General features: G+C 67.6%; 22 protein-coding genes. 11 read left to right on the forward strand and 11 right to left on the reverse strand.

From position 1 onward, the window contains the following. Positions 1 to 12: 12 nt before the first annotated feature. Positions 13 to 1,755, reverse strand: coding sequence for a gamma-glutamyltransferase (gene ggt / locus Y958_RS09675; RefSeq protein ID WP_244909251.1), 1,743 nt, complete (start codon positions 1,753 to 1,755; stop codon positions 13 to 15). Between the two features lie 151 nt (positions 1,756 to 1,906). On the opposite strand from ggt, the gene Y958_RS09680 reads away from it, so the two are divergent. The 6 genes from Y958_RS09680 (at position 1,907) to Y958_RS09705 (ending at position 7,064) form a co-directional block, all read left to right on the forward strand. Further along, entirely contained in the window at positions 1,907 to 2,476 is a 570-nt protein-coding gene (locus Y958_RS09680; RefSeq protein WP_186291143.1) for a helix-turn-helix domain-containing protein, read from the forward strand. Between the two features lie 16 nt (positions 2,477 to 2,492). Beyond that, complete coding sequence (locus Y958_RS09685) at positions 2,493 to 3,041, forward strand: GNAT family N-acetyltransferase (protein WP_088871818.1); 549 nt, start codon at positions 2,493 to 2,495, stop codon at positions 3,039 to 3,041. A 215-nt stretch (positions 3,042 to 3,256) separates the two neighbouring features. Further along, the gene (locus Y958_RS09690) at positions 3,257 to 4,189 is read left to right on the forward strand and encodes an ABC transporter permease subunit (protein WP_088871819.1); all 933 of its coding nucleotides are present in this window, start codon (positions 3,257 to 3,259) and stop codon (positions 4,187 to 4,189) included. A gap of 4 nt (positions 4,190 to 4,193) precedes the next feature. Further along, the gene (gene livM / locus Y958_RS09695) at positions 4,194 to 5,507 is read left to right on the forward strand and encodes a high-affinity branched-chain amino acid ABC transporter permease LivM (RefSeq protein ID WP_088871820.1); all 1,314 of its coding nucleotides are present in this window, start codon (positions 4,194 to 4,196) and stop codon (positions 5,505 to 5,507) included. A 1-nt stretch (position 5,508) separates the two neighbouring features. Beyond that, positions 5,509 to 6,339, forward strand: coding sequence for a high-affinity branched-chain amino acid ABC transporter ATP-binding protein LivG (gene livG, locus Y958_RS09700; RefSeq protein WP_088871821.1), 831 nt, complete (start codon positions 5,509 to 5,511; stop codon positions 6,337 to 6,339). Beyond that, complete coding sequence (locus Y958_RS09705) at positions 6,339 to 7,064, forward strand: ABC transporter ATP-binding protein (RefSeq protein ID WP_088871822.1); 726 nt, start codon at positions 6,339 to 6,341, stop codon at positions 7,062 to 7,064. The genes livG and Y958_RS09705 overlap by 1 nt, the downstream gene beginning before the upstream one ends. A 2-nt stretch (positions 7,065 to 7,066) precedes the next feature. Here the strand turns inward: Y958_RS09705 and Y958_RS32335 are convergent, their stop codons facing one another. Genes Y958_RS32335 through Y958_RS09725 form a run of 4 tightly spaced genes read right to left on the reverse strand, consistent with a single transcriptional unit; the run spans position 7,067 to position 9,955 of the window. Next, positions 7,067 to 7,420 (reverse strand): helix-turn-helix domain-containing protein, encoded by a 354-nt coding sequence (locus Y958_RS32335; protein ID WP_088871823.1) that lies wholly within the window; start codon positions 7,418 to 7,420, stop codon positions 7,067 to 7,069. Beyond that, positions 7,386 to 7,658 (reverse strand): BrnT family toxin, encoded by a 273-nt coding sequence (locus Y958_RS09715; RefSeq protein WP_088871824.1) that lies wholly within the window; start codon positions 7,656 to 7,658, stop codon positions 7,386 to 7,388. Before Y958_RS09715 ends, Y958_RS32335 begins: the two co-directional genes overlap by 35 nt. Before the next feature lie 32 nt (positions 7,659 to 7,690). Next, positions 7,691 to 8,125, reverse strand: a complete 435-nt coding sequence (locus Y958_RS09720) for a hypothetical protein (protein ID WP_088871825.1) — start codon at positions 8,123 to 8,125, stop codon at positions 7,691 to 7,693. Positions 8,126 to 8,131: 6 nt separating this feature from the next. Then, positions 8,132 to 9,955, reverse strand: a complete 1,824-nt coding sequence (locus Y958_RS09725) for an ABC transporter transmembrane domain-containing protein (protein WP_088871826.1) — start codon at positions 9,953 to 9,955, stop codon at positions 8,132 to 8,134. Positions 9,956 to 10,240: 285 nt separating this feature from the next. Between Y958_RS09725 and rpmE the strand changes: the two genes are divergently transcribed. Then, positions 10,241 to 10,462 (forward strand): 50S ribosomal protein L31, encoded by a 222-nt coding sequence (gene rpmE, locus Y958_RS09730; RefSeq protein ID WP_040848326.1) that lies wholly within the window; start codon positions 10,241 to 10,243, stop codon positions 10,460 to 10,462. Between the two features lie 266 nt (positions 10,463 to 10,728). Here rpmE and Y958_RS09735 read toward each other — a convergent pair whose 3' ends face one another. Then, entirely contained in the window at positions 10,729 to 11,085 is a 357-nt protein-coding gene (locus Y958_RS09735) for a DUF1465 family protein (RefSeq protein WP_050898515.1), read from the reverse strand. 449 nt (positions 11,086 to 11,534) lie between these two features. Here Y958_RS09735 and Y958_RS09740 point away from each other — a divergent pair, with 449 nt between their 5' ends. Next, positions 11,535 to 12,011: an Hsp20 family protein gene (locus Y958_RS09740; RefSeq protein ID WP_088871828.1), complete on the forward strand. Its 477-nt coding sequence runs from the start codon at positions 11,535 to 11,537 to the stop codon at positions 12,009 to 12,011. A 328-nt stretch (positions 12,012 to 12,339) separates the two neighbouring features. Here the strand turns inward: Y958_RS09740 and Y958_RS09745 are convergent, their stop codons facing one another. Continuing rightward, entirely contained in the window at positions 12,340 to 14,250 is a 1,911-nt protein-coding gene (locus Y958_RS09745; RefSeq protein ID WP_088871829.1) for a propionyl-CoA synthetase, read from the reverse strand. 352 nt (positions 14,251 to 14,602) lie between these two features. Continuing rightward, entirely contained in the window at positions 14,603 to 15,721 is a 1,119-nt protein-coding gene (locus Y958_RS09750) for a patatin-like phospholipase family protein (RefSeq protein WP_100085489.1), read from the reverse strand. Between the two features lie 317 nt (positions 15,722 to 16,038). Between Y958_RS09750 and Y958_RS09755 the strand changes: the two genes are divergently transcribed. Beyond that, entirely contained in the window at positions 16,039 to 16,230 is a 192-nt protein-coding gene (locus Y958_RS09755; RefSeq protein ID WP_088871830.1) for a DUF4169 family protein, read from the forward strand. A gap of 147 nt (positions 16,231 to 16,377) precedes the next feature. Here Y958_RS09755 and Y958_RS09760 read toward each other — a convergent pair whose 3' ends face one another. The 3 genes from Y958_RS09760 to Y958_RS09770 form a co-directional block, all read right to left on the reverse strand. Then, entirely contained in the window at positions 16,378 to 17,457 is a 1,080-nt protein-coding gene (locus Y958_RS09760) for a 5-(carboxyamino)imidazole ribonucleotide synthase (RefSeq protein ID WP_088871831.1), read from the reverse strand. Beyond that, positions 17,454 to 17,918 carry a 5-(carboxyamino)imidazole ribonucleotide mutase gene (purE, locus tag Y958_RS09765; RefSeq protein WP_040848330.1) on the reverse strand — a complete coding sequence of 155 codons (465 nt, stop codon included), beginning with the start codon at positions 17,916 to 17,918 and terminating at the stop codon, positions 17,454 to 17,456. The genes Y958_RS09760 and purE overlap by 4 nt, the downstream gene beginning before the upstream one ends. A 165-nt stretch (positions 17,919 to 18,083) precedes the next feature. Continuing rightward, a complete protein-coding gene (locus tag Y958_RS09770) occupies positions 18,084 to 18,284 on the reverse strand; it encodes a YdcH family protein (RefSeq protein ID WP_040848320.1) in 201 nt (66 codons plus the stop codon). 164 nt (positions 18,285 to 18,448) lie between these two features. Here Y958_RS09770 and Y958_RS09775 point away from each other — a divergent pair, with 164 nt between their 5' ends. Beyond that, the gene (locus Y958_RS09775; protein WP_088871832.1) at positions 18,449 to 19,543 is read left to right on the forward strand and encodes an ATP-dependent 6-phosphofructokinase; all 1,095 of its coding nucleotides are present in this window, start codon (positions 18,449 to 18,451) and stop codon (positions 19,541 to 19,543) included. Then, complete coding sequence (locus Y958_RS09780) at positions 19,536 to 20,006, forward strand: TIGR02444 family protein (protein WP_211098478.1); 471 nt, start codon at positions 19,536 to 19,538, stop codon at positions 20,004 to 20,006. The genes Y958_RS09775 and Y958_RS09780 overlap by 8 nt, the downstream gene beginning before the upstream one ends. Position 20,007: the final 1 nt, after the last annotated feature.

Raw genomic sequence — 20,007 nt, forward strand, 5'->3', positions numbered from 1 at the left:
AATAGGTTATGCTCAGCGAACCACCTGTCCCGCGCCGCGTCCGCGCGGGTCGGACGCGGTTTGCAGCTCGGTTCCGATCACCTGCACGGCCTCCACATCGCCCATGTTCCAACCCTGGTTCACCAGCGTGTAGCCCATGGCCTTCAGCTTGTCGGCCTCCGGCCCCGTCAGCGGGGCGTAGGGGTCGTAATAGATGGTGTCCTTGGGCAGCAGTTGATGGTGCACCCGCTGGGCCGCCACCGCCGCCTGCAAGGGCATGTGGAAGTCATAGACGTCGCTCATCACCTGGAAGACGCCGGTGAAGATGCGGGAGCCGCCGGGCGTGCCCAGCACCAGGCTGACCTTGCCATCGCGGGTGACGATGGTGGGGGTCATGGAGGACAGCATGCGCTTGCCCGGCTGGATGGCGTTGGCGTCCTTGCCCACCACACCGAAGCCGTTGGGCACGCCCGGCTTGGCGCTGAAGTCGTCCATCTCGTCATTCATCAGGAAGCCGGCACCGCTGACCACCTCACCATTCCCGAACTCGAAATTCAGGGTGTAGGTGTTGGAGACGGCGTTGCCCCACTTGTCGACGACGGAGAAGTGCGTTGTCTCGTTGGGCTCCAGCCCCGGCTTCACGTCGGGCGTGGGGGAAATGGCGGTGGGGTTGACCTCTCCGGCCCGCTTGGCCAGGTAGTCGTCGCTGATCAGTTTTTCCACCGGCACCTTGTAGAAGTCCGGGTCGCCCAGGTATTCCGCGCGGTCGGCGAACACCCGCTTCTCGATCTCCGCCAGCAGGTGGATGTACTTGGCGGAGTTGAGCGGCACGTCCTTGAAGTCCGCGGCGCGCAGCTCCTTCATCTTCAGCAGCTGGGCCAGCGCCTCCCCGCCCGAGCTGGGCGGCGGGGCGGTGTAGACGACGTTGCCCTGCCAGGTGAACCGGATGGGCTCCCGCCACTTGGCCTTATAGTCCGCCAGATCCTGCGCCGTGATCAGGCCGCCGTCCTTCTTCATTTGCGCGACCAGCAGCTGCGCCGTCTTGCCGGTGTAGAATTCCTTGGGCCCGTCCTTGGCGATGCGCTTCAGCGTCTCGGCCAGTTCCGGCTGGGTGAAGGTCTTGCCCGGCTCCATCTTGCCGAAGTACTGGGCGAAGTTGGTGCCCGCGAACTGCGCCATCATGTCGGTGCGGTAGGCGATGATCTTGTCGGACGGCAGGAAGCCCTTTTCCGCCAGGGTAATGGCCGGCTGGATAACCCGCTCCCAAGGCAGCGTGCCGAAGCGGTGGTGCGCCTCCCACAGGCCCATGACGGTGCCGGGCACGCCGGCCGCCTTGGCGCCCACCAGGCTGAGCTTTGGAATCACGTTGCCCTGGGCGTCCAGGTACATGGTGCGCGTCGCGGCCTTGGGCGCCACCTCGCGGTAGTCGATGAAGTAGGGTTTGCCGTCCATGAACAGGGTCATGAAGCCGCCGCCGCCGATGTTGCCGGCTTCGGGATAGGTGACGGCCAGGGCGAAGGCTGTGGCCACGGCGGCATCCACGGCGTTGCCGCCGGCCTTCAGGATCTCCGCCCCGGCGCCCGTGCCGAAGGTGTCGGCCGAGGCCACGGCGCCACCCGACAGCAGGGCGGCCGGCGCGGCCGCCGTCTCCTTGGCTTGCAGCCCGCCAACGGGCCCGACCAGCGCCACGCCCAGCGCCAGTACGCCGACGGCGTTGATCCAGCGGCGCGTGACGTCCCTGCCAGCCCACCCCTTGCCACCCTGCCAGGACCCCATCGGTCACCCCTCTTGTTCTGGAATCGTTGTCCCGGCTACCGGCCGGAGGGACCAGCATGCCCAGGTCGCGGGCGAAAGATAAGATGATTTTGCGCTGCGGCATGATAAGCGATGCTTGACGATTTTCTCATATATGGGAAATATTCCCGTTATGGAACAGACTCCCGATCCCTTCGACCAACGCTTGGCCGCCCGCCTAGCCAGCCTGCGCCTGGAGCGCGGCTGGACCTTGGAGACGTTGGCGGACCGCAGCGGCATTAGCCGGGCGACCCTGTCCCGGCTGGAGCGGGGGGAGACCAGCCCCACCGCCGCTTTGCTGGGGCGGCTATGCACCGCCTACGAACGGCCCATGTCCCGCCTGCTGGCGGAGGTGGAGGCCGACCCGCAGCAGTTTATCCCCCGCGAGTCCCAACCCGTCTGGACCGATCCTGAAACCGGCTTCCACCGCCGGGGCGTCTCCCCACCCGCCAGCGGCTACATGACGGAGATGGTGGAAGGCACCCTGCCCCCCGGCGCCGTCATCGCCTATCAGGCGCCGCCGGTGGCGGGGCTGGAGCATCATTTGTGGATGCTGGCCGGGCGGCTGGAACTGGCCTTGGACGGCATGCCCCACGCGCTGTCGGCGGGGGACACGCTGCGCTATCGCCTGACGGGCGGCAGCCGCTTCCATTGTCCCGGCCCGGACGCTGCGCACTACGTCATCGCCATCACCCGCCCCTGAGAAGCCCTGAGCCACCATGACCGCCCTGGCCATCCGCGAAATTCCCGCCACCGAGTTGGACGCCCAGACCCCCGCCCTGAGCCGCATCCTGCATGCCTGCGTCCTGGGCGGGGCCAGCGTCGGCTTCATCCTGCCCTTCGCCGAGGACGAGGCCACCGCCTTCTGGCAAGGGTTGAGACCTGGCCTGGAGACCGGCGGCCGGCGCCTGCTGGGCGCCTGGCTGGGGGACCGCCTGATGGGCACGGTGCAGCTGCTGCTGGCCGGCCCGCCCAACGGCCGCCACCGCGCGGAGGTGGCCAAGATGCTGGTCCATCCCGACGCCCGCCAACGCGGCATCGGTCGGGCGCTGATGGCCGCCGTCGAGGCGCTGGCCCGGGCGGAGGGCCGCACCCTGCTGCTGCTGGACACCGGCAGTGATGAAGGCCGGGCGCTGTATCGCTCCGCCGGGTTCCAGACCGTGGGCCACATTCCGGGCTATGCCATCCATGTCGATGGCTCACCCCTGGCGACGACCATCCTGTACAAGCATTTAACAGGACCAATGCCGGAGAATTACGCGCGCTGACGCGTGCCTAGCCGGCCAATTACCGGTATCCGCCAGTAAAAAATGTTGCGGCGTGCGCGTTTTCACCCCCGCACCCCCCGCCCCCGCCTTGCCGCCCCTGCGCACTAGGGTTAAGGTCGCAGCCGGTCCCGGCATGGCGGACCCGCGCCAAGGCCGGCGCGGGAATCGGCCCGAAGCACGCCGGACAGCCATGGATAGGGGCGGTTAAGGCGGCAATGGGTTTCACGCTGGCAGTCGGCACATTCCTACAGCATTTGATCAACGGCCTGACCCTGGGCGCCATCTACGGACTGATCGCCATCGGCTACACCATGGTGTACGGCATCATCCGCATGATCAATTTCGCCCATGGCGAGATTTACATGATCGGCGCCTTCATCGCCGTCACCACCTTCACCCTGCTGCTGGGGGCGGGCGTGACCTCGGTGCCGCTGGCCTTGGTCATCGTGCTGGCTATCTCCTGCACCTTCACCGCCGCCTATGGCTGGACCATCGAGCGCGTGGCCTACCGCCCGCTGCGCACGGCGCCCAAGCTGGCGCCCTTCATCTCCGCCATCGGCATGTCCATCCTGCTGCAGAACTTCGTCATGCTGACCCAGGGCGCGCGGTCGAAGTCGCTGCCCCCGGTCATGACGGGCGGCATCACCCTGTGGCACGACGGCGACTTCAGCCTGGGCCTGACCAACATCCAGATGTTCATCATCCTGCTGACCGTGGCGCTGATGGCCGGGTTCACCCTGGTCATCAACCGCACCGCCCTGGGCCGCGCCCAGCGGGCCTGTGAGCAGGACCGGACCATGGCCGCCTTGCTGGGCATCAACGTCGACCGCACCATTTCCCTGACCTTCGTGCTGGGGGCCGGGCTGGCGGCGGTGGCCGGCGTCATGGTCACCCTCTATTACGGCGTCATCGACTTCTACATCGGCTTCCTGGCCGGCATGAAGGCCTTCACCGCCGCCGTGCTGGGCGGCATCGGCAGCCTGCCGGGCGCCATGCTGGGCGGCCTGCTGATCGGCCTGATCGAGGCCTTCTTCTCCGGCTACGTCTCCAGCGCCTACAAGGACGTGGCGGCGTTTTCCATCCTGATCCTGGTGCTGGTGGTCCGCCCCTCGGGCCTGCTGGGCCGTCCTGACATCGAGAAGGTGTGAGGTCATGGCCGCACCCATTCCCTCCCCCACTGGCCCCGCCATGCCCTTCGTGCACCGTCTGCGTGAGGCCGTCATCGCCGGCCTGGTCGCCATGGCGCTGGCCGTGCCCTTCCTGGGCCTGCGCACCGTCAACCTGGACCAGGGCCTAGTGGTGCAGGCCAACCTGGCCTATGTGCCCCTGGCCGGTGCCGTCGTCTTCCTGGGCCGGTTGATCCTCGGCCTGCTGGCGGCACCGCTGGCCAAGGCCGCGGCCCCCCTGGCAACGTGGCGCCCGCCGGCGGGCGCCCAGCGCCTGCGCCCTTGGGGCGGGCCGCTGCTGGTGCTGGCCGCCGCCGCCCTGCCCTTCCTGCCCTTCGCCAACCGCTATGTCATCGACCTGGGCACCACAGCGCTGATCTACATCCTGCTGGCGACGGGCCTGAACATCACCGTGGGCCTGGCCGGGCTGCTGGATCTGGGCTTCGCCGCCTTCTACGCCATCGGCGCCTATACCTGCGCCCTGACCACCACGCAGCTGCACTGGGGGTTCTGGCCGGCGCTGGCGGCGGGAGGGCTGGCGTCCAGCCTGTTCGCGGTGCTGCTGTCCCTGCCCATCCTGCGGCTACGCGGCGATTATCTCGCCATCGTCACCCTGGGGTTTGGTGAGATCACCCGCATCGTCATCCTGAACTGGCAGGGCCTGACCGGCGGGCCCAACGGCGTGTCGGGCATCGCCCGGCCCACCCTGTTCAGCCTGACCTTCGACCGGCGCGCGCCGGCCGGCGGCCACACCTTCAGCGAGGTGACGGGCATCGCCTATGCCCCCGAACACCGGCTGATCTTCCTCTACCTGATCATCCTGGCGCTGACCGCGCTGGCGGCCTACACCGTGGCCCGCCTGCGCCGCCTGCCCATCGGCCGCGCCTGGGAGGCGTTGCGCGAGGATGAGATCGCCTGCCGCTCGCTGGGCATCAACCCCACCATGGTGAAGGTCTCGGCTTATGCCACCGGCGCGCTGATGGGTGGCCTGGCCGGCTGCTTCTTCGCCGCCCGCCAGGGCTTCGTCAGCCCGGAAAGCTTCGGCTTCATGGAGTCGGCCACCATCCTGGCCATTGTCGTGCTGGGCGGCATGGGCAGCCAGGCGGGCGTGATCATCGCGGCCTTGTTCATCGTCGTGCTGCCGGAACTGGCGCGCGGCTTCGCCGACTACCGCATGCTGGCCTTCGGCCTGGCCATGATCCTGATCATGATCTGGAAGCCGGGCGGCCTGCTGTCCGGCCGCCTGCCGACCATCCGGCTGTCCAACGCCAAGCCCAAGCCCGTGGCGGAGGCCGCCTGAAATGACGGAACCCCTTCTGGACGTTCAGGGCCTGACCATGCGCTTCGGCGGCCTGTTGGCCGTGGACGGCGTGGATTTGACGGCGGAGCGCAACCGCATCACCGCCTTGATCGGCCCCAATGGCGCCGGCAAGACCACCATCTTCAACTGCCTGACGGGCTTCTACAAACCCACGGCCGGCCGGCTGCTGTTGCGCCACCCGACGCGGGGGCCCATCGAGTTGCAGACGCTGAAGGGCTATGGCGTCGCCCGCACGGGCGTCGTGCGCACCTTTCAGAACATCCGCCTGTTCCCCAGCATGACGGTGCTGGAGAATCTGCTGGTGGCCCAGCACCAGGCGCTGATGCCCAGGTCCGTCTTCTCGCTGGCCGGCCTGCTGAACCTGAAGGGCTGGCGCGCCGCGGAAGAGGCGGCGGTGGACACCGCCCGCGACTGGCTGCGCCGGCTGGACCTGCTGGCCGTGGCGGATGAGGAGGCGGGCAACCTGTCCTACGGCATGCAGCGCCGGGTGGAGATCGCCCGCGCCATGAGCACCAACCCGCTGTTGCTGTGCCTGGATGAGCCGGCCGCCGGCCTGAACCCGCGCGAAACCCGGGCGCTGGCCGAGCTGCTGGCCGGCATCCGCGCCGAACACGGCATCGGCATCCTGCTGATCGAACATGACATGGGCCTGGTCATGGATATCTCCGACCACATCTTCGTCGTCGACCATGGCGCCCGCATCGCCGCCGGCACGCCGGCCGAAATCCGCAATGACGAGCGGGTGATCAAGGCCTATCTGGGCGAGCCCGACGCCGACGACGCAGCCCACGCCGGCGGGGACGCGCACTGATGGCCGGCCCGCTGCTGCAACTGTCCCACGTCCACGCCAGCTATGGTCCCGTGCACGCCCTGCGCGGCGTCAACGTCACGGTGAACGAGGGGGAGATCGTCACCCTCATCGGCGCCAATGGTGCTGGCAAGTCCACCCTGCTGATGACCATTTGCGGCAACCCGAAGCCGACGCAGGGCCAGATCCTGTTCCAGGACAAGAGCCTGGTGGGCATCCCCCCGCACCTGATCGCCACGCAGGGCATCGCCCAGGTGCCGGAGGGGCGGCGCATCTTCCCGCGCATGACGGTGCTGGAGAACCTGCAGCTGGGCGCCACCCTGGCCGACCCCGCGCATTTCGCCGAGGATTTGGCCACCTGCTACGGCCTGTTCCCCATCCTGGAGAAGCGCCAGGCCCAGCGCGCCGGCACCCTGTCGGGCGGGGAGCAGCAGATGCTGGCCATCTCCCGCGCGCTGATGAGCCGCCCGCGCATGCTGCTGCTGGACGAGCCCTCGCTGGGCCTCGCCCCCCTCATCATCCGCCAGATCTTCCAGGTCATCGAGCAGCTGAACCGGGAGCGCGGCATGACCATCCTGCTGGTGGAGCAGAACGCCTACCACGCCCTGAAGCTGGCCCACCGCGCCTATGTCCTGGCCTCGGGCGAGGTGGTGCTGACGGGCTCAGGGCGCGAGCTGCTGGCCAACGAACAGGTGCGCGCGGCCTACCTGGAGGGTGGGGCGCATTAACCTCAGGCGGTCCGCTTGAGCGCTTCCTGGACAACGTCTGGGTTCTTGGCGATCACCTTCAGATAGGCTTTCGCCGTGGCGTCCGGTTCCTTCCGGCCCTGTTCCCAGTCGCGCAGTGTCCCGATGGGCACATGGAACCGCGCGGCGAACTCTTCCTGCGTCAACCCCAGCGCTCGACGCATCGTCCGCACCTGCGGCACCCGGCGCATACGGGACATGTCTTCAGGCATCAACGGTCGCGCATCCGGATCGCTCACCGCAGCCTGGTGACGCTCTTCCTCCGACATCGCATCAAAGCGCGCGAAAGGGGTGGCATCGGGGTCAAGCGTTTTCATCGTGGTATCGTCGGCGCTCATAGGGCTCAGCTCCTCTCGCGGAGATCAGACGGATATCATCACCCCGGAGGGCGTAGGCGAGGTAAAGCAACCGCCCCTCCGCCATGCCGATGATGATGAAACGTTCCTCACCATAATCCTCACGCTCATCCGGCCACTCGATGGCGAACGGATCCCGGAAGACGGCGCAGGCATCTTCAAATCGGACGCCGTGCTTGGCCAAGTTTTCAGCAGCCTTGCGTTTGTCCCATTGGAACATGGCGTCTCCGACTCTATGACGCAAGAGTACGGCTAAGCCGTATTTCCGTCAACGTGCCGAACCCACTCACAGAGGCAGGTGAAGGTACCGCCATAGCTGGAATCAAGGTGAAGGATCAACGCTTCTGGATGGTACCTGCGCTGGCGGGCCACCAGCGTCGACAGGTCGCCCACCGTGGCGCGGCCCTGATAAAGATCGTCCAGTGCTTGCGCGGCCAACGGTGGCAGTGCCGGTTCCCCCAAGCGCCAGAGATGAATGGTGGAGAGGATGGTGCCGGGCCAATAGTCCTGGACGGCGAAGTCGATCACACCGCCCGCCTTCAGGATCGTGCGCTCCGCACCGTCAACGGAACGAATGTCGAAGCGCAGCCCATCTTCGCTCGCCGCGAAGCCCGCAAGCTGCCCATCGTGATAGCGGAAACCCACGACCAGGCCGTCTTCCCGAACCTGCACCCCATCCAGCGTCATTTCTCCCTACTCCGCCGCCTCGCCCTCCTCCTTGGGCGCCCCATTGGCTGTCCCGCCGGCTGCGTCGAACTGCAGCGCCGCCAGGCGGGCGTAGAGGCCGCCTTGGCGGATCAGTTCCTCATGCCGGCCGCTGGCGACGATCTTGCCCTTGTCCAGGACGATGATGCGGTCGGCGTTCAGCACGGTGGCCAGTCGATGGGCGATGATGAGGGTGGTGCGGTCCTTCATCAGGGTTTCCAGGGCCAGTTGCACCCCCCGCTCGCTCTCCGCGTCCAGGGCGGAGGTCGCCTCGTCCAGCAGCAGGATCTTCGGATTGCGCAGAATGGCGCGGGCGATGGCGATGCGTTGGCGCTGGCCGCCGGAGAGGCGCACGCCCTTCTCCCCCAGATAGGTGCCCAGGCCCTCGGGCAGGGCCTCCAGGAAGTCCAGCGCATGGGCGGCGCGGGCGGCGGCGCGCACCTCCTCGTCCGTCGCCTCGGGGCGGCCGTAGCGGATGTTCTCCCACGCGTTGGTGGAGAAGATCACCGCCTCCTGCGGCACGATGCCCAGGCGGGCGCGCACGTCCGCCGGGGTGGCCGTGCGCACGTCCACGCCGTCCACCAGCACGCGGCCGTCCTGCGGGTCGTAGAAGCGCAGCAGCAGCTGGAACAGCGTGGTCTTGCCAGCACCGCTGGGGCCGACGATGGCCACCGTCTCGCCCGGCGCCACCGTCAGGTCCAAGCCCTCCAGCGCCGCATGGTCGGGCCGGGCGGGGTAGTGGAAGCGCACGCCCTCAAACGCCACGGTGCCGATGGCCGGAGTGGGCAGCGCCACCGGGTTGGGCGGAGCGACGATATCCGCCTTGGTCTCCAGCAGGTCCACCAGGCGCTCCATGGCGCCGGCCGCGCGCTGCAGTTCCCCGGTGACTTCCGAAATGGCGCCCACAGCGCCGGCCACCAGCACGGAATAGAAGATGAAGGCGGAGAGCTGGCCGGCGGAGATGCGGCCGGCCAGCACGTCGTGCCCGCCGATCCACAGGATGACGCCGATGGCCCCCATGACCAGGGAGATGATGATCATGGCCATCAAGGCCCGCACACGGATGCGGCGCACGGCGGTGGTGAAGGCGTCCTCCACCCGCTCGCCAAAGCGCGCCGTCTCTATGGCCTCATGCCCGAAGGCCTGGACGATGCGGATGCCGCCCAGCGTCTCATCCACCTGGGCGCCCACGTCGGCCACGCGGTCCTGGCTGGCCTTGCTGAGCTTGCGGAGCGAGCGACCTAGGATGACGATGGGCAGCACCACCAGGGGCACGACGATCAGCACCAGGCCCGTCAGCTTGGCGCTGGTGATGGCCAGCATGATCAGGCCGCCCATCAGCATCAGCGTGTTGCGCAGGGCGATGGAAACGGTGGAGCCCACCACCGTCTGCAGCAGGGTGGTATCGGTGGTCAGACGCGACAGCACCTCACCCGTGCGGGTCGATTCGAAGAATCCGGGCGACAAGGTCACCAGATGGTCGAAAACCGCGCGGCGGATATCGGCCACCACCCGCTCGCCCACCCAGGAAACCAGGGAGAATCGCACATAGGTGGACCCGGCAAGTACCAGAATGACACCCAGCATGACCAGCAGCGCGTGGTCCAGCAGCTGCGGATTGCTGGTGACGAAGCCTTGGTCGACCACCGCCTGGAGGCCGCGGCCCATGCCGATGGTGGTGGCCGCCGCCAGCAGCAGGGCGATGCCCGCCCCCACCGAGTGCCAGATGTAGGGCCGCACGAAGGGCAGCAGAAAGGCCAAGGGCCGCAGGGACTTACGGCCCGGGGCGGCGGTCGTGGTGGCGTCGGTCACCGGCGATGTTCCCAATCTGTCTGAACGGGGCGCGGAACCGTCCCATTATTCAAGCTACCCCAAACAATCAGCTTGGCCCCACGCGCGTGATGGCTTAGGTAATGCGTCCAAGGCCGTGGGGCAACCATCGCCATCCCTTTCCTTCATCGCCACGTGGCGTCAGCCATGCGTGGTTGTGGTGTCGTGCGCATGGGGCGCGCACGATCGGGTGTTGATCCCGGGGACGGTTTTGGCTATAAGCCCGGCTTCGCATTTCGAGATTTTTGTTTTGGGACTTGGGCGATCATGAAAGCTGACATTCACCCGGACTACCATGAGATCACCGTCGTCATGACCGACGGCACCTCGTTCAAGACCCGGAGCACCATGGGCAAGGCCGGCGACACGCTGCGCCTGGACATCGACCCGAAGTCGCACCCGGCGTGGACGGGCGTGCAGAAGCTGGTCGACACCGGCGGCCAGATCGCCAAGTTCAACCGCCGCTTCTCGGGCCTGGGCCTGAAGTAAGCCGCGGGCGGCCCACGCCGCACGCCGCTCACGCTTTCAAGAAAGGGCGTCCCATCCGGGGCGCTCTTTTTTGCTGCTTACAGCCAGGCCAAGCACTACGCCCCGTCTGGCCGCACAGCGACCTGCAGCAGCACCGCCCAAAAGCGATGCGCGCCCCTGGCCTGCGACCGCAGGCCCCGGAGATTTCTGGGGAGCGAAGCGGACCGGAAATCGAGGAAGCCAAGCCGCCGGACGGCGGCGCCCGGCGATTGAGGGAATAGGCCTAATTAAGCCACGCTGCGGCGGTACTGCTCTTCCAGGCGTTCGGCGCGCATGTACAGGCTGTGGCTGCGTTGCAGCAGGGAGCGCAGGCCGGACGGCAGCTCGCCATTGTCGGGACCCGAAGGGTCGCTGCAGATGGTGCCGCCGGACAGGGCGAACTGTTCGCCCAGCACTTGGTCGGCCGTCAGCTCATGGGCATGCACGGCCTTCAGGGCCAGCAGCCAGGCCATCACCTGGGTCAGCCGGCTGGTGACACGCAGCGATTCGTAGCTGATCTGCAATCGGACCTGGGGTGGCAGCCCCCGCTGGTCCTTGGCTTCCTGGAAGGCCACGTAGTTGCGCGCCTCAACCAGGAGGGCCATCGTCTCCTCGTACGTCCGGTCGAAAAAGGCATTGGACTCGAGCAACGAGGAACCTTTCTCCGGGCTGGACCTGAATACCGCAGGGGGTGGTCCCATGGGCGTAACTCAGGCGGGGGTAACCCGGGCACGGACGACAACTGTAGGGTCGAAATGCCCAAACCCGCAATACGCGGCGGGCTGGGATCACCTTCTGATCACAGCCGATGACGCTTCAGGGTGCCACCAAAGGCTTAAATCTTCGGAAATGGGACGGCGGCTTTCCAAGCCCAGGCGTCCTCCACTTTTCGGATTCCGGCCCCTATTGAAATCCGCGAAGAGCGTTCACAGATGAAACTGCGTCGGCGGGAATGCCCAGGAGGGGTTCCTAGAGCCGGCATGAGACCCCACCCAACGGGACGGCCAGGATGGCGCCCAAGGGGCCGGGGTGATCGCTCTACCGGAGGATTATCATGCGCAGTTACGACCTGTCCCCGCTGTTCCGTTCCACCGTCGGTTTCGACCGCCTGACCCGCCTGATGGAGTCGGCGCTGAAGACCGAGGACCAGGGCAACGCCTACCCGCCCTACAACATCGAGAAGCGCGGGGACGACGATTATCGCATCACCATGGCGGTCGCCGGCTTCAGCCAGGAAGAGATCGACATCGTGACGCAGGAGAACGCGCTGACGGTCATCGGCAAGTCCCGCAAGGATGACCAGGCCGCCCCGCAGACACAGTACCTGCACCGGGGCATCGCCGCCCGCGCCTTCGAGCGGCGCTTCCAGCTGGCCGAGCATATCCGGGTGACGGGTGCGGCGCTGGAAAATGGCCTGCTGCACATCGACCTGGTGCGGGAGGTGCCGGAGACGGCCAAGCCGCGCCATATCCCGATCGCCAATCTGGGCCAGAGCTCGACCGCCCTGCCCACCGGGCAGGCGGCCAATTAAGGCCCGGTCCAACTAAGTCCTGGCAAGGCCAGCAGGGTCCGGGCGGATGACCGCCCGGACCCTTCCTGCCGCTGCGTTTTCGGGACGTAAAAATGGAAAGGGCCGCAGCTATTGCGCTGCGGCCCTTTCGCATTCCCAGCGGCGCCGGTTTTCCGGCTGCCTGATTTTGCCCGCCCGTTCAACCCGTACCAAACTTCGAAACGGACGGTATGCAGGGCACGCGGGCCAGTCAACCCACTTCGGCAACAAAGACCGCAGATCAGTCAACGCACCGTCACAATTTTGCCACATGGGAGGTACCCCAAAGCGGCAGGTGCAGGCTCACATTCTATTGATTCCAAATCGTTTTTCGCCCAAACCCAGCAGTGGTCAGGGCCGCCCCGATTTCCTCTAGAACAGCCGGATCATCGATGGTGGCCGGCATGGCCCAGGCCTCCTGGTCCGCTATCTTTTGCATGGTCGCCCGCAGGATTTTCCCTGAGCGGGTTTTGGGCAGCCGCTCTACCACCAGGGCTTGGCGGAAGGCGGCGACAGGGCCGATGACCTCCCGCACCCGCTGCACCACCTCGGCCACGATGGTCTCGTGCCCGCGGGTCACCCCCGCCTTCAGCACCAGGAAGCCCAGGGGCAACTGGCCCTTCAGCGCATCGTGCACGCCAATGACGGCGCACTCCGCCACGTCGGGATGGCCGGCCAGCACTTCTTCCATGGCACCGGTGGACAGGCGGTGGCCGGCCACGTTGATGATGTCGTCGGTGCGGGCCATGATGAACAGGTAGCCGTCCTCATCGACATAGCCGGCGTCCGATGTCTGGTAGAAACCCGGATATTCGGAGAGGTAGCTGCGGATAAAGCGCTCCTCCGCGTTCCACAGCGTGGGCAGGGCACCCGGCGGCAGCGGCAGGCGTATGGTAACCGCCCCCAGCGTGCCCGCCGGCACCTCGTGCCCCTGCCCGTCCAGCACCCGCACATCCCAACCCGGCAGCGGCCGGGTGACGGAGCCATGCTTGACCGGCATGAGGCCCAGCCCCACCGGGTTGCCGGCGACCGGCCAGCCGGTTTCCGTCTGCCACCAATTGTCGATGACCGGCACCTTCAGATGGGCTTCCGCCCAGCGCAGGGTGTCGCTGTCCGACCGTTCCCCCGCCAGGTACAGCTGGCGGAAATGGCTGAGGTCATAGCCCTTGAGCAGCAGGCCCTCCGGATCCTCGCGCTTGATGGCGCGAAGGGCGGTGGGGGCGGTGAACAGCATGGCCACTTTGTGCTGGCTGATCACCCGCCAGTAGACGCTGGCGTCCGGCGTCCCCACAGGCTTGCCCTCATACAACACGGTGGTGGCGCCGTGCAGCAGCGGGCCATAGACGATATAGCTGTGCCCGACCACCCAGCCCACGTCGCTGGCGGCCCAGAACACCTCCCCCGGTTTCAGCCCATAGAAATGTTCCATGGTCCATTTCAGGGCCACGGCATGGCCCCCGTTGTCGCGGACCACGCCCTTGGGCTGGCCCGTGGTGCCGGAGGTGTACAGGATGTACAGCGGATCCGTGGCGGCCACCGGCACGCAATCGTGCGGCGTCGCCGTTTCAGCCTCTGTCCAGTCGATGTCGCGGCCCGGCTTCAGGGGCGCCTGTTCCTGCGGCCGCTGCAGGATGATGCAGCAGGTCGGCTTGTGCGCCGCCTGGTCGATGGCGCTGTCCAGCAGGGGCTTGTAGGGAATGACGCGGGCGCCCTCGATTCCGCAGGAGGCGGAAACCACCACCTTGGGCTTGGCGTCGTCCAGGCGGGTGGCCAGCTCGCGCGCGGCGAATCCACCAAAGACGACGGAATGGATGGCGCCCAGCCGGGCGCAGGCCAGCATGGCGACGACCGCCTCGGCCACCATGGGCATGTAGAGGATGACCCGGTCCCCCTTCCCCACCCCCTGGGCCGCCAGCAGGCCGGCGAAGCGCGCCGTCAGGTCCAGCAGTTCGCGGTAGGTGTATGTGACCACGGTGTTGGTGATGGGCCGGTCGTGGATCAGCGCCACTTGCTCGCCCCGTCCCGCTGCCACGTGGCGGTCCAGCGCGTTCCAGCACGTGTTCAGCTGCCCGCCGGCGAACCAGCGGAATAGGGGCGCGCGGCTATCATCCAGCACATGGTCCCAGGGGCGGATCCAGTCGATGGCCCGCGCCGCTTCCCCCCAGAAGCCCTCAGGATCGTCCAGGGACCGGTTGTATACTTCCGCATAGCGTCCGCTCATCCGCTTACCCCCCCTTTTTGGAGCCCCGGAGGACCCTATTCTTGCTTGGCCCCGCCACCATCGCAGGCCGCCCAGGGGACGACCATGAGACAGATCAACGGCCTGCCTTTATCCTACCGGCTCGGGGCCGTCGGCCAACACGAAACCGCCCCGCTCACCCGAAAGGACAGGGCGGTGCGGCAGCGGGCGGCATAGGGCCGGCATGCATGTGGGATAAGGGCTACGGCACCAAAGGATTTGAAAGGTAAGGCGATTCGGCCGGACGGCCTAGCCAGGCGCCCGCCACCCTCCTTTTAAGGAAGGGGATCGGCACCACCTTGACGTCCAAGGCGGTGCCCCGACAGACGGCATGTCAGATGATCGCCCGCCCCGCCGCGAAGCTGCTTTCGCGGCCCACCTGGCCATAGCAGCGGGTGAGCCAATCACCGGCCGCGGCGCGTCCCATGTCACGCAGTTCGGTCAGGAAGCCCCAGTCGGCGTTCAGCTTGCTGGAGACGCCCAGGTCCGCCATACCCGGCCCCGGTTCCACCAGGTGCAGGTAGACCGGGCGCACCCCGGCCTCCGACGGGTCGATGCCGTGGTCCGCGCACAGGCGGTTCACCAGCTCCAGCGACTTGAGCTCGCGCAACAGGGTGGCGTTGAAGCCGATCTCGCTCATGCGGTCGACGATGGCGCTCGGTGCCGTGGGCACGGCCGGCCGCTGCAGCGGCGTCACCTGCACCACCAGGATGTCGGTCGCCGTGCAGTCATGCAGCAAGGGATAGAGCGTGGGGTTACCCATATAGCCGCCATCCCAGTACGGCTCGCCCTCGATTTCCACAGCCTGGAACAGGATGGGCACGCAGGCCGAGGCCAACAGCGCCTCGATGGACAAGTCCGCGCCCTTGAACACCCGCAGCTGGCCACGGTTGACGTTGGTGGCGCTGACGAACAGGCGCACACTGTCGGACCGGCGCAGCACGTCGAAGTCGATCAGCCCGTCCAGCACATCGCGCATGGGGTTCAGGCCCAGTGGGTTGAACTGATAGGGCGACATCATGCGCACCATCATGTCCAGGCCGGCATAGACGGGGGAATGGTCCAGGTTGCGCCGCCCGGCCCCGCCCGTCATCCAATCCAGCCAGGTGGGCTGCAGCGGGCCGGTGGCGGAGCTTTTGGCCATGCGCCGCCATAGCCGGTGCAACAGGGCGCGCGCACCCTCCGCCCCGCCGGTCAACAGGCCATAGGCCAGCAGCGCGCCGTTGACGGCGCCGGCGCTGGTGCCGCTGATGCCCTCGACATCCAGCCGGCCATCCTCCAGCAGGCGGTCCAGCACACCCCAGGTGAAAGCCCCGTGGGAGCCGCCGCCCTGCAGCGCCAGATTGACGGTGCGCCGCGCCGGCGCCCCGGTTACCGGAGGGGCGGCCGGAGTCGGAGACACCGGTGTCGCCCGCCGCCGCCGCTTGGCCACATCGCCCACAGAACCGTCCATACCGCCCTGACCCTCGAAGAAAAGCGGCCCAGCATTGAAGGCGAAGCACAGAATTCGCCGGTCCGCCGGGACCAACATGGTTAACAACTGCCTGGGCTTATCGACAAAATGCCGCCCAATTCGTGGGCTAATTCATACCGCGATACGGGTGGCGGAACAAACCCGTCTTGAACAATGCTGGACCTGGGTTAAGGTTAGGTTAGTGACTTGGGACGCAATGACATCCGGGGGCATCCGGGCCCGCCCTTTGGGGACGACGCCACCGCCATCCTCCGCGATCAGGCGTTCCCGAGCATCATGATGAGGGAAAGACGGCCGTGGGCGACGTAGTCAACCTGAACCGGTTCCGTAAGCAGAAAGCCAAGGAAGAGCGGGAGGCCAAGGCGGCCGAGAACCGCGTCGTCCATGGCCGCACCAAGGCCGAGCGCACGGCCGAGCAGAAGCGCCAGGACAGCCAGATGGTGGACCTGGACGGCAAGAAACTGGACCCCGCCGACCAGGACGACTAGGCCGCCACACGCCAGACACCCCTCCCCCACAAATACCCTAGCCCGCGACTGCGGGCACCGAAGCGTTTTGGGGAGCGTAGCGGACTAAAATGCGGGGATAGCCAAAGCCGCGGATGCGGCTGCCGGCGCCTGAGGAAGCCGCCCGCGTCACCGCGGGCGGTTCACGTGCCCCATCTTGCGGCCTGGCCGCGCCTCCGCCTTGCCGTAGAGGTGCAGGCGGGCGCCGGGTTCGGCCAGCAGATCGTGCCACTGGTCGGCGTCGTCGCCGATCAGGTTCTTCATCATGCAGGGCGCCATGATGTCGGTGGCGCCCAGGGGCAGGCCGCAGACGGCGCGCACCAGCTGCTCGAACTGGCTGGTGGCGCAGAAATCCATGGTCCAGTGACCGGAGTTATGTGGTCGGGGCGCCACCTCGTTCACCAGCACCTGGCCGTCCGGCGTCACGAACATCTCCACCGCCAGCAGGCCGACGACGCCCAGCGCCTCCGTCAGCGTCCGGGCGATGCGCGCGGCCTCGGCCGCCACCGCCGGGGTCACGGCCGCCGGCACCAGCGTCTCATCCAGGATGCCCTTGGCGTGGCGGTTCTCCACCACCGGGAAGGCGGCCATGACGCCATCGGCGCGGCGCGCGACAATGACTGAAACCTCGCAGGCGAAGGTGACGAACCCCTCCAGCACGGCGCTGTCGGTGCGCAGCGCCTCCCAGGCCGCGACCAGGTCGCTGTCGGGCCCCAGGCGCACCTGGCCCTTGCCGTCGTAGCCCATGCGGGCGGACTTGAGGATCGACGGCGTGCCCAGGTCGGCCACGGCGGCGCGCAGGGAATCGACGCCGGTCACCGCACGGAAGGGCGCAGTGCCGATGCCGAGATTGTTGGCGAAGGTCTTCTCTTCCAGGCGGTCCTGGGCCACGGCCAGGACGTGGGCGCCGGGGAAGGTCGGCACCCGGGCTGCCAGGAAATCGATGGTGGCCGTGGGGATGTTCTCCCACTCCAGCGTCACGACGTCGACGGCCTTGGCGAAGGCCTCCAGCGCCGCCCAGTCATCGAAGGCCGCCAGGGTTTCAATCGATACCACCTGGGCGCAGGGGCTGTCCCCGTCCGGCCCGTAGGCATGGGTGCGATAACCCAGGTTGGCGGCGGCCAGCGCCGTCATGCGGCCCAGCTGGCCGTTGCCCAGCATGCCGATGGTCGAACCCGGCGGGACGACGGTGAGGGGGGAAAGGGTCATTCCTCGTCCCGGGGTTCCAGGGCCACGCGATCGGTCTGGGCGGCGCGCCAGGCGTCCAGGGCATCGGCCAGGCGCTTGTCGTTCAGCGCCAGCACGGCGGCGGCCAGCAAGGCGGCGTTGATGGCGCCGGCCTTGCCGATGGCCAGGGTGCCCACAGGGATGCCGCCCGGCATCTGCGCGATGGACAGCAGACTGTCCATGCCCTTCAGCGCGTGGCTTTCCACCGGCACGCCGAACACGGGCAGCGGGGTCATGGCGGCCGCCATGCCCGGCAGGTGCGCGGCGCCACCGGCGCCGGCGACGATGACCTTAAGACCGCGGTCGCGGGCGGTGGTGGCGTAGTCGACCAGGCGGTGCGGGGTGCGGTGGGCGGAGACGATGCGCGTCTCGAACGGGACGCCCAATTCCTCAAGCACGGCGGCGCCGTGGCGCATGGTCGCCCAATCGGACTGGCTACCCATGATGATGCCGACCAGCGGCGCGCTTTCAGGCTTCTGGCTCACCGGTGTTGCTCCCCCCGGGCTAAAAGGAAGCGCCGGATTATAGGAACGGGAAGCGGCCTTGCAAGTGCCGGCACCGCATGCCGGCCACGCCCGGACGGGGCCTGTCCAGGATGGGAAATGACATCAAGCGATGATGTCGGGCAGCAGTTCGCTCTCCAGGCGCGCGATCAAGTCCTTGAGCAGCAGCTTGCGCTTCTTCAGCCGCTGAATCTGCAACTGATCCACCGGGAATTGGCCCGTCAGGCGGGTGATGATGTCGTCGAGGTCACGATGCTCCACCCGAAGCGTCGCCAGCTTCTCCTTCAGGGTGTGTTGTTCAGTCATCCGTGCCTTTTAGCGTTCGCTGATCTCGATCACCGGGCGATCTATACCAGAAATCCGGCGATAGGGGTGCTGCCTTTCGGCATGCCTCTCGGCGATTGCGGGCAGGTCCGGTTTTCCTCAAACTCACGTCTCGATCATCATTTCGTCAAGGGATGGGCACGGGCATGAGCAGCGGCAAGCGTATCGGCATCCTGACCAGCGGCGGCGATTGCGCCGGCCTGAACGCCGTCATCCGCGCCGTGGTCCACCGCGCCGTCACCACCTACAGCTGGCAGGTGCTGGGTATCGAGGAAGGCACACACGGATTGCTGGACCGGCCGGTGCGCCACCGCGTGCTGCTGCCGGCGCATGTGGACGGGAACATCCTGCGCCAGGGCGGCACGGTGCTGGGCACGACCAACAAGGGCGATCCCTTCGCCTACCCCATGCCCGACGGAACGAAGAAGGACCGGTCGCAGGAAATCATCAGCGGCTGCAAGGAACTGGGCCTGGACGCGCTGATCGGCATCGGCGGCGACGGCAGCCTGGCCATCCTGCGCCGCCTGGCGCAGGAGGGCGGCCTGAACCTGGTGGGCATCCCCAAGACCATCGACAACGATTTGGGCCTGACCGAGGTCTCCGTCGGCTACGATACCGCCGTGGCCGTGGCGACGGAGGCGCTGGATCGCCTGCAGCCCACGGCCGCCAGCCATGCCCGCGTCATGGTGCTGGAAGTCATGGGACGGGACGCCGGCCACATCGCGCTGGCGGCCGGCATCGCCGGCGGCGCCGACGTCATCCTGCTGCCGGAGATCCCCTGGACGGTGGACGGCGTGGCCAACCGCATCCGCCAGATTCGCGCCCAGGGCCGCAACTTCGCCCTGGTGGTGGTGTCGGAGGCGGCCACCCTGCCGGGCGGCGGCAAGGCCCGGCAGGAATTCACCGACGGACAAAAGCGCTATGGCGGCATCGGCAGCTACATCGGCCATCTGATCGCCGAGGCGACGGGGGCGGAAACCCGCGTCACCGTGCTGGGCCATGTGCAGCGCGGCGGATCGCCCAACCCCCGCGACCGGCTGATCGCGTCGGCCTTCGGCGTGCACGCCGTCGACCTGATCGCCCATGGCAAGTACGACCGTATGGTGGCCTGGTCCAACCGCAAGGTCATCGACGTGCCCATCGCCGACGCCATCAAGGCCTATGCGGCGGTGGAGGTGGACGGCACCCTGGTGCGCACCGCCCGGGGCCTGGGCATCTATGTGGGCGAGCCCGTTGCCTAAGCCCCCCGAGTCCTTCTGGCCCTACGCCCTGGATGCCTATGCCCGGCCGGGCGTGGCCGAGGCGTGCCTGACGGCACAGGATGCGCACGGCGCCGACGTGCCGCTGCTGCTGTGGGGCGCCTGGGCGGCGGCGCGAAGCCACACCCTGACCGAGGCGGATCTGGCCGCCGCCGCGACAGTCGCCACCCGCTGGCGCGCGCCCGTCATCGCGCCGCTGCGCCAGGCCCGCCGCGCCTTGAAGGCGCTGGCCGCCAGCGCCGCCGAGAACGAGGCCCTGCGCCAAGCGGTCAAGGCGACTGAACTGGAGGCCGAGCGGCTGTACATGGCGGCCTTGGAACAGGTCGCCGGCCGCTGGCCGGCGCCCGCCCCGTCCTGCCCCCAAGCCTTGCACGACAATCTGGCGCGTCTGCTGCCGCCGGAAGCGGCCCTGGTTACAGAGCGGTTACATAAGGCGCTTTCCTGAC

Origin of the sequence: Nitrospirillum viridazoti CBAmc (assembly GCF_000730165.1) — a bacterium.
Classification (GTDB): Bacteria; Pseudomonadota; Alphaproteobacteria; order Azospirillales; family Azospirillaceae; genus Nitrospirillum; species Nitrospirillum viridazoti.